The sequence below is a fragment of the Mesorhizobium sp. M2A.F.Ca.ET.042.01.1.1 genome, assembly GCF_003997405.1.
GTDB lineage: Bacteria > Pseudomonadota > Alphaproteobacteria > Rhizobiales > Rhizobiaceae > Mesorhizobium.
Map to the genome: position 1 here is coordinate 1 of NZ_RZRX01000259.1, position 8,592 is coordinate 8,592.

Here is an 8,592-nt window from a genome sequence, read left to right on the forward strand (position 1 = left end):
CCATGGCGGCCTGGGCGCTGGCGCCGAGGCCCGCGCCGGTGACGGCGCCCGCGGCGATGGCAAAGACGTTCTTCAGCGCGCCGCCGATCTCGACGCCAATCAGGTCGTCGCTCGAATAGCAGCGCAGGTTCTCGGCCGAGAAGCGGGCGGCAAGGTCGGCCGCCAGTTCCGCCTCGCGGGCCGCGACCACGACCGCCGTCGGCAGGCCGCGCGCGACATCGCTGGCGAAGCTCGGACCGGAAAGCGCTGCGACCGGATTGTTGGGCAGGCTTACCTCGACAATCGTCGAGAGCAGCGCGCCAGTGTCGCGCTCGATGCCCTTGGCGCAGAGCACCAGCGGTGCTCCCCGAGGCACATGGTGCCGAGCGGTGGCCAGGACGGCGCGCAGCGACTGCGCCGGCGTCACGGCGAGCACGCAGTCGGCACCGTCGAGCGCGGCCGCCATATCGCTGGTGGCCGCGATGCCGGGCTCGATGCTGATGCCGGGCAAATAGCGTGGGTTCTCGCCGCGAGCGATGGCGGCGACGGTTTCGGTGTCGCGCGCATAGAGCCGGACATCATGGCCGGCGCGCAGCATGGCAAGCGCCAGCGCCGTGCCCCAGGCGCCGCCACCCAGCACCGCGACGCGCCAGCCGCTGCCGGATTTGCTGCCGCTCGTTCGCTTGGCACTCATGCCTTGGCCCCACGCCGGCCCGAGCCGACCATCGGCGTCGAAACGCTGTCGAGCGGCCAGCGCGAACGCGGCACGAAGTCGGCGCTGTTCTCGCCGGCGATGCCGGCGCGCAGGCGTTCGATGCCGGCCCAGGCGATCATCGCCGCATTGTCGGTGCACAGTTTCTGCGGCGGCGCGACAAAGGCGAAGCCGGCTTGCGCGCAAAGCGCTTCAAGCGTCGCCTTGATGGTGCGGTTGGCGGCAACGCCGCCCGCGACGACCAGCGCCGGTTTTGCCTGATCGGGAAATTCCTGGCGAAAGCGGGCAAGCGCGCGGCCGACACGGTCGCCCAGCGCGTCGGCCACCGCCGCCTGGAAGGAAGCGCATATATCGGCGACGTCCTGATCGCTCAGCGGCGCGATCGCGGTCGCTGCCTGGCGCACCGCCGTCTTCAGGCCGGAGAAGGAGAGATCCGGATGCGCGGAGCCTTTCATCGGGCGCGGGAAGGCGAAGCGGCCGGCGTCGCCTGTCGCTGCCGCCTTCTCGACATTCGGGCCGCCGGGATAGGGCAGGCCGAGCATCTTGGCCGTCTTGTCGAAGGCTTCGCCTAGCGCATCGTCGATGGTGGTCGCCCAGCGCTGGTAGTCGCCGACGCCGCGCACCGCGACGATCTGGGTATGGCCGCCAGAGACGAGCAGCAGAAGATAGGGAAAGTCGAGACCGTCGGTCAGCCGCGCCGTCAGCGCGTGGCCTTCGAGGTGGTTGATGGCGATCAGCGGCTTGTTGGCGGCGGCGGCGATCGCCTTCGCCGTCATCAGGCCGACGATCAGCCCACCCACCAGGCCGGGCCCTGCCGTTGCTGCGATCGCATCGACCTCGTCGAGCGACACCTTGGAATCTTCAAGTGCCGCCTCGACGATGCCGTCCAGCGCCTCGACATGGGCGCGCGCGGCGATCTCCGGCACGACGCCGCCGAAGGCCGCATGCTCCTCGATCTGGCTCAACACCACGTTGGACAGGATTTCGGGCGCGCCGCCGCCATCCAGCGCCACAACGCTGGCCGCCGTCTCGTCGCAGCTCGTCTCAATGCCCAGAACGCGGATCAATTGGTCGCTAGCCTCAAAGATTGTATCACCAGAGGTCTATCGATATTCAGGTGATGCCGGCCTGCAAATGACGGGTTCCTGCGCTTCCGGTGCGCACGTACTTCAAGTACGCTCCGCTCCGGTTCTCGGAACCCACCATTTTCGGCGCGGCCTGACCTGAATCTCGACAGACCTCGGCCAAGGACGGGGGTTATCACGGACCGCGCGCCATGCAAACTTTGAAAATCGGAACACGCGGCAGCCCGCTGGCGCTGGCCCAGGCGCATGAGACGCGGGCGCGGCTGATGCAGGCGCATGGGCTGCCCGAGCAGGCCTTCGAGGTGGTGGCGATCTCCACCAGCGGCGATCGCATCCAGGATCGGCCGCTCTCGGAAGCCGGCGGCAAGGGCCTGTTCACCAAGGAAATCGAGGAAGCGCTGCTCGACGGCCGCATCGACATCGCCGTGCATTCGTCGAAGGACATGCCGACGGTGCTGCCCGACGGGCTGGAGCTTGTCACGTTCCTGCCGCGCGAGGACGCGCGCGACGCTTTCATCGGCAAGCGGGTGAAGCGGATCGCCGACCTGCCGCATGGCGCGGTGGTCGGTTCGTCGTCGCTCAGGCGCCAGGCGCTGCTTCGCCGCATGCGGCCGGATTTCGAGGTGGTGATCTTCCGCGGCAATGTGCAAACAAGGCTGCGCAAGCTCGACGAGGGCATCGCCGAGGGCACCATCCTGGCCTATGCCGGGCTGAAGCGGCTCGGGCTCGAACATGTCGTCACCGACCTGATGTCGCTCGAGGAGTTCCCGCCGGCGCCGGGGCAAGGCGCGATCGGCATCGAAACCCGCATCGGCGACCGCGACGTCGAAAAAATGCTGGCGGCGATCCATCACGTGCCGACCGGCCAGGCGCTCGCTTGCGAGCGCGCCTTCCTCGCCGCGCTCGACGGCTCCTGCCGCACGCCGATCGCCGGCCATGCGACGGTAGCAGGCGAAAAACTGTCCTTCGCCGGGCTGATCATCTCGCCAGACGGCACGCAATCGCATGAGGTACGGCTGGAGGGCGAGGCCGCAGACGCGGCGGAGATCGGTCTCGACGCCGCGCGGACTGTCCGCGCCAGGGCCGGCGCTGAATTCTTCGACGGCTGGGCCTGACATGGTCCGCGTCCTGGTGACGAGGCCGGAGCCCGGCGCGTCGCGCACGGCACGACGCCTCGAAGCCCTGGGATTCCAGCCTGTCCTGCTGCCGCTGACCGCGACGAGGGCAGTGCCGGTCGAGGCGAGCATCGGCGCCGATGCCGTCGCGGTTGCGGTCACCAGCGCCAGTGCGGTGCGGCATGCGCCAAAGCCGCTGGTCGCGTCGCTTGCGGGCCTGCCATGCCACGCGGTCGGCAAACGGACGGCCGAGGCCTGCCGCGCGGCGGGATTTTTATCGGTCGCGGAAGGTCCGGGCGATGCCGAGGCGCTGGCCGACGCCATCGCCGGCGGCCTTGCCGGCAAGGCGATCGTCTATCTGTGCGGCCGCGTTCGGTTGCCGACGTTCGAACGGCGGCTCGCGGCGGCGGGCGCGCACGTTCAGCCGATCGAGACCTACGACACGACAGGCGTCGACTATGGCGATGCCGAGGTGGTCGCCGTCCTGTCGGGCCAGCCGGTCGAGGCCGCGCTGCTTTACTCAGCCAAGGCCGGCGCAGCGCTGGTCGGCCTGATGGCGCGGCCGACGCTATGGTACCTCTTTGAAAAAACGCAGTTCCTGGCGCTCTCGACGCGCGTCGGCCAGCCGATGGAAGGCATTGCCGGCAGCAGGGTCCGCATTGCATCCCAGCCTGAGGAAGACGCGTTGCTCGCGCTTTTGTCGCAACCGCGCTAGGGCATTTCGCCGTTTCACGGAAACGGTGAAATGCCCTAGCTCTTTGTCTTTACGCAATTCCGGACGGAAAACCGCTCACACTTTTCCTGGAATTGCTCTAAGCCGCGTCATCACACCGCCCCTTTTCACCGCTTGGTGATGTGCTAGAGCATCCTGACGCTCTGGACCCTTCGATCCATCCCCAAGCCATTTTGCGGAGCCCAAGCATGGTCAAGACGCCGAAGATGCGACATTCGAAGACCCGGCGCGAGCCGATGACCATCGACCTCGAGCCCGGCGCCGTCTCGCGAATCACCGACGAGGATGCCGCGAAGGCCAAGGCCGCGCAGACCGACGAGGCGAAGGCGGAAGAAGCCGCGGCCGCTTCGCAGCCGGAGGCGCCGGAAGAGCCGATCCATGCCGAGCAGGCCGATATCGAGCCGTGGGAGCATAGCGACGTCGCCCAGGCGGCGGCCGAAAAGCCCGAAGCCGGCAAAGGCGAGCCCGAGGCACCGTATCCAGGCGGCTCCGATGCGCCGAAGAGCCAGCCCCAGGGCTTCGACTACAATTTCGAGGACGCATCCGCTGCGGCCGCCGGCGCCTCGGCAGCGAAATCAAGCGAGACGCGAAGCGAGGCACGGGGCGGGGATCGCGCGCCGCAGCCGTCGCGGAGAACCGGCGTCAGCGCCATCGCCGCCGGCGTCATCGGCGGCGTGATCGCGCTTGCCGGCGCCGGCCTGCTGCAGGCGGTCGGCCTGCTTGGCGCGCCGGGATCGAACGGCGGATCGCTCGAAGGCGTCAATGGCGAGATCGCGTCGCTGAAAAGCGAGATCGCGGCGCTGAAGGAAAGCGGCGACAAGGGAGTCTCCGCCAAGGTCGAGGGTCTGTCCACGGCGATCGAGCAGGTCAAGTCCGATGTGACGGCGCTGAAATCCTCGGCGGGGCAAGGCGGTGACAGTGCCGCGCTCAAGGCGCTCGCCGACAAGGTCGGCCAGATCGAGACCGCCGTTGCCGATCTGCAGAAGAACGGCAACGCGACACCCGTCGATCTCGGTCCGCTCAACGAGAAGATCGCCGGGCTCGACGCTCTGGTGAAATCGACCGGCGACGCGGCCAAGGCCGAGGATGGCCGGGTGGCGGCGCTGGAGCAGTCCGTGTCGCAGCTTTACGGCAAGGTCGAGGCGCAGGCCTCGCAGCCCAAGATCGCGCTGGCCATCGCCGCCTCGGCGCTGAAGTCGGCGCTTGACCGCGGCGCGCCCTTCGCGACCGAGCTCGACACCTTCGCGGCCATCGCGCCGGACGCGCCCGAGCTCGCGGCGCTGCGCTCCTATGCCGACAAGGGCGTGCCGACCCGCGCCACCATCGCGTCGGAGGCCGAGGCCGCCGCAAACGCCATGGTCGAGGCGGCAAAGCCCGTCGACCAGGATGCCGGTTTCTTCCAGAGCCTGATGTCGAGCGCGGAATCGCTGGTCAAGGTGCGGCCGGTCGGCAGCGTTGAAGGCAAGGGCGCGCCCGAAACCGTCGCCCGCATGGAAGTGGCGGTCAACCAGGGCGACTACGCCAAGGCGCTCAGCGAGTATGACACGCTGCCCGACGCCTCAAAGGCCGCCGGCGCCGACTTTGCCGGCAAACTGAAGGCGCGGCTCGAAGTCGAAAAGCAGCTCGAAGCGCTGATTGCCGGCGCGACGAAGGCGTGAGGACGAACAGATGATCCGCCTTCTCGCCTTCCTCGCCGTCGTCTTCGCGCTGGGGCTGGGCTTTGCCTGGCTGGCCGACCGTCCGGGCGAGATGCTCGTCACCTTCAGCGGTTATCAGTATCAGGTCACGCTGATGGTGGCGGCGGTGGCGATCGTTGCCGTCGTCGCGGCGGTGATGATCGTCTGGTGGCTGATCAAGTCGCTGTGGAACAGCCCCTACACGATCTCGCGCTATTTCCGCGTCCGCCGCCGCGATCGCGGCTACCAGGCGCTGTCGACCGGCATGATCGCGGCCGGCGCCGGCGACGGAGCGCTGGCGCGCAAGAAAACCAAGGAAGCGGCGAAGCTCATCAGCGCCGACCAGGAGCCGCTGATCAACCTGCTCGACGCACAGGCCTCGCTGCTCGAGGGCGATCATCAAGGCGCGCGCGAGAAATTCGAGCGCATGCTCGACGATCCCGAGATGCGGCTGCTCGGCCTGCGCGGGCTTTATCTCGAGGCCGAACGGCTCGGCGACCGCAACGCCGCGCGCCATTACGCCGGCCGCGCGGCGGCGGTGGCGCCGCAGCTCGCCTGGGCGGCGGAGTCGACGCTGGAGGAACTGACCGAACGTGGCGACTGGGACGGCGCGCTGAAGCTGGTCGAGGCGCAGAAATCGACCAGGCAGATCGAACGCGATGCCGCCAACCGCCGCCGCGCCGTGCTGCTGACGGCCAAGGCGCAGGCGCTGGTCGACACCGATCCGAACGCGGCCCGCGCCGCGGCGCTCGAGGCCAACAAGCTGGCGCCCGATTTCGCGCCGGCCGCGGTGATCGCCGCCGATCTGGTTATCCGGCAAAACGACGTGCGCAAGGGCTCCAAGATCCTGGAAGCCGCCTGGAAGGCCGAGCCGCATCCCGACATTGCCGAGCTTTACACGCATGCGCGGCCGGGCGACGCCGTGCTCGACCGTCTCAACCGGGCGAAGAAACTGCAGGAATTGAAGAGGAACCACGCCGAGTCGTCCATGGCCGTGGCGCGGGCGGCGCTCGACGCGCAGGACTTCGCCACCGCGCGGCGCGAGGCGGAGGCCGCGATCCGCATGGATCGCCGCGAGGGCGCCTATCTTCTGCTCGCCGATATCGAGGAAGCCGAGACCGGCGACCAGGGCAAGGTTAGGCAGCTGCTGTCCAAAGCCGTACGTGCGCCGCGCGATCCGGCCTGGGTGGCGGACGGCGTCATCTCCGAGCGCTGGGCGCCGGTGTCGCCGGTCACCGGCAAGCTCGACGCCTTCACCTGGCGCGCGCCGATGGAGCGGCTCGGCCAGCTGATCGACAGCGAGACGGACGCCGCGGTGCCGGCGATCACAGCTGCGCCGCCCGCCGCAGCACCCGCTGAAAAGGCGATCGACATTGTTGCGGACGCGCCTGTCGAGAAGCCCTTGCCGGCGAATGGCGGCGAGAAGGACGCGGCTGTTACGGAAGATGTCAGCGAAGCTGAAACCGCCGGGCGGGGTTCGGAATTACCGCCTCTGCCCGACGATCCGGGTGTCGCGCCGGAAGAGGAAGCGGAAAAATCGCCGCGCCGGTTTCGTTTGTTCTGAGGTAGGGTTTTGGCGGGCAGGGAAAAAACATCGATGTTCGAGCGCGTATTGGCCTTCCTGAGGGACCTGCCGGGAGGCGGCGAGGCCAAGCCGAGCGCCGACGATCCGCGCGTCGCGGCTTCGGCGCTGCTCTACCATGTGATGAACGCCGACGGCGTGCGCCAGGACGTCGAATGGGAGCGCTTCAAGCAGATCCTGGCCGAGACCTATTCGGTGAGCGGCGACGAGCTCGACGCGCTGGCCGCGGCCGGCGAGCGCGCCGACAATGAGGCGATCGACCTCTACGCCTTCACCAGCGTCTTGAAGCGCGATCTCGACGCCGAGGCGCGCAAGGCCTTCATCGGCCTGATGTGGGAAATCGTCTATGCCGACGGCGAGCTTGACGAGCTGGAGGACAACACCGTCTGGCGGGTCGCCGAGCTGATCGGCGTCGAGCGCCGTGACCGCATCGAGGCGCGCCGCAAGGCGGCGGCGCAGGTGCCCGGCGCGCGGGGCAAGTCGAGCGACGAATAGCGGGACCCATCGCCTTCCATGCCACCCAGAGCGAGGCCGAGACCAAAAATCCTGATCGTGCTGCATCAGGAGACGTCGAGCCCCGGCCGCGTCGGCCATATGCTGCTGGAAGAAGGTTTCGATCTCGACATCCGCAGGCCGCCATTGGGCGACGAATTGCCCTGCACGCTGGATGATCATGCCGGCGTGGTGGTGTTCGGCGGGCCGATGAGCGCCAATGACGAGGACGAGTTCGTCCGCCGCGAGACCGACTGGCTGCAAATCCCGCTGAAGGAAAACCGGCCGTTCCTCGGTATCTGCCTCGGCGCGCAGATGCTCGCCAACCATTTGGGCGGCAAGGTCGAGGGCCATGGCGATGGGCTGGTCGAGATCGGCTGGTATCCGCTGAAGGCGACCGAGGCCGGCAAGCAGCTGCTGCACTGGCCGGAAATGGTCTACCAGTTCCACCGCGAGGGCTTTTCGCTGCCCAAGGAAGCGACGCTGCTGGCGACGGCGGAAACCTATCCCAACCAGGCGTTTCGTTACGGCGAGAACGCCTGGGGTATCCAGTTCCATGGCGAGCTGACCCGGATAATGATGCATCGCTGGGTGGTGCGCGGCGCGCATCGCTTCGAGCTCCCCGGCGCCCAGCCCGGCCGCGACCATCTCGGCGGCCGACTGATCTGGGACATGCACCTCAAGCGCTGGTTAGCCGAGTTTTTGGGGCTGATTTTCGGTCGGCCGGCGGCGGGGTAGGGCGAAGGCCAAATTGCGTCGAACGGCCGAGTTTGCCCGAAGACAACTTATCCCGCATCTGCCGTTGCGATTGAGCAGGCGTTTATCGTCAGGCCTGCTCCTTCCTGGATCGCATTCCCTTCAGCATTGACAGGACCGCGGGGACGAGCAGTTTTCGCGCGGCGACATCCAGCGGATTGTGCGCGAGTTCGGTTATGTTCGCCCTGACGTTCTTGAGTTCCTGGCCGACTGCCTCGACGGTAAGTTTCAGGTCACGCGCGTCCGCCTCGATGGAGTCGACAGCCATTTTTCGGACTTCGAAGGCGAGGTCGAGTTCCGGTCCGGGCCTGGATTTGCTGGCGAGAAGCAGCACTATGGCGGCGATCACAATGTCGATCAGGGCGACGGCGGCGGCCGCCCATGCTTGGCCGATGGACACCTGCAGGGCGTAGAAGCCGGCGATGTTGACCATCCCCAGCCCGAACACTGCAATGAGGCCAG

At 67.9% G+C, this 8,592-nt stretch carries 9 protein-coding genes; 6 read left to right on the top strand and 3 right to left on the bottom strand.

Annotated features, from left to right (window positions below; genetic code table 11):
- Together EOA23_RS28235 and tsaD are read right to left on the bottom strand one after the other, a co-directional pair.
- Positions 1-673, bottom strand: a 673-nt coding sequence (locus EOA23_RS28235; RefSeq protein ID WP_127306568.1) for an NAD(P)H-dependent glycerol-3-phosphate dehydrogenase, incomplete at its 3' end; no start/stop codon positions are given.
- Complete coding sequence (gene tsaD / locus EOA23_RS28240) at positions 670-1,755, bottom strand: tRNA (adenosine(37)-N6)-threonylcarbamoyltransferase complex transferase subunit TsaD (RefSeq protein WP_189341736.1); 1,086 nt, start codon at positions 1,753-1,755, stop codon at positions 670-672. The genes tsaD and EOA23_RS28235, both read right to left, overlap by 4 nt.
- A 212-nt stretch (positions 1,756-1,967) precedes the next feature.
- Here tsaD and hemC point away from each other — a divergent pair, with 212 nt between their 5' ends.
- From hemC to EOA23_RS28270, 6 genes are all read left to right on the top strand, one after another.
- Positions 1,968-2,891: a hydroxymethylbilane synthase gene (gene hemC, locus EOA23_RS28245; protein ID WP_127306570.1), complete on the top strand. Its 924-nt coding sequence runs from the start codon at positions 1,968-1,970 to the stop codon at positions 2,889-2,891.
- A 1-nt stretch (position 2,892) separates the two neighbouring features.
- Positions 2,893-3,606 carry a uroporphyrinogen-III synthase gene (locus EOA23_RS28250; RefSeq protein ID WP_127306571.1) on the top strand — a complete coding sequence of 238 codons (714 nt, stop codon included), beginning with the start codon at positions 2,893-2,895 and terminating at the stop codon, positions 3,604-3,606.
- Positions 3,607-3,812: 206 nt separating this feature from the next.
- Complete coding sequence (locus tag EOA23_RS28255) at positions 3,813-5,282, top strand: COG4223 family protein (protein ID WP_127306572.1); 1,470 nt, start codon at positions 3,813-3,815, stop codon at positions 5,280-5,282.
- 10 nt (positions 5,283-5,292) lie between these two features.
- Positions 5,293-6,864, top strand: a complete 1,572-nt coding sequence (locus tag EOA23_RS28260) for a heme biosynthesis protein HemY (protein ID WP_127306573.1) — start codon at positions 5,293-5,295, stop codon at positions 6,862-6,864.
- 33 nt (positions 6,865-6,897) lie between these two features.
- Positions 6,898-7,377, top strand: a complete 480-nt coding sequence (locus tag EOA23_RS28265) for a TerB family tellurite resistance protein (protein WP_127306574.1) — start codon at positions 6,898-6,900, stop codon at positions 7,375-7,377.
- Between the two features lie 18 nt (positions 7,378-7,395).
- On the top strand, positions 7,396-8,112 hold the full coding sequence (locus EOA23_RS28270) for a glutamine amidotransferase (RefSeq protein WP_127306575.1): 717 nt from the start codon (positions 7,396-7,398) through the stop codon (positions 8,110-8,112).
- 88 nt (positions 8,113-8,200) lie between these two features.
- On the opposite strand, the gene EOA23_RS35845 is transcribed toward EOA23_RS28270, so the two are convergent.
- The coding region (locus EOA23_RS35845; protein WP_189341735.1) for a hypothetical protein at positions 8,201-8,592 on the bottom strand (392 nt) is incomplete at its 5' end.

Coding starts and splice junctions, on each gene's coding strand:
- hemC (WP_127306570.1), top strand. CDS start 1,968: ATGCAAACTTTGAAAATCGGAACACGCGGCAGCCCGCTGGCGCTGGCC.
- EOA23_RS28250 (WP_127306571.1), top strand. CDS start 2,893: ATGGTCCGCGTCCTGGTGACGAGGCCGGAGCCCGGCGCGTCGCGCACG.
- EOA23_RS28255 (WP_127306572.1), top strand. CDS start 3,813: ATGGTCAAGACGCCGAAGATGCGACATTCGAAGACCCGGCGCGAGCCG.
- EOA23_RS28260 (WP_127306573.1), top strand. CDS start 5,293: ATGATCCGCCTTCTCGCCTTCCTCGCCGTCGTCTTCGCGCTGGGGCTG.
- EOA23_RS28265 (WP_127306574.1), top strand. CDS start 6,898: ATGTTCGAGCGCGTATTGGCCTTCCTGAGGGACCTGCCGGGAGGCGGC.
- EOA23_RS28270 (WP_127306575.1), top strand. CDS start 7,396: ATGCCACCCAGAGCGAGGCCGAGACCAAAAATCCTGATCGTGCTGCAT.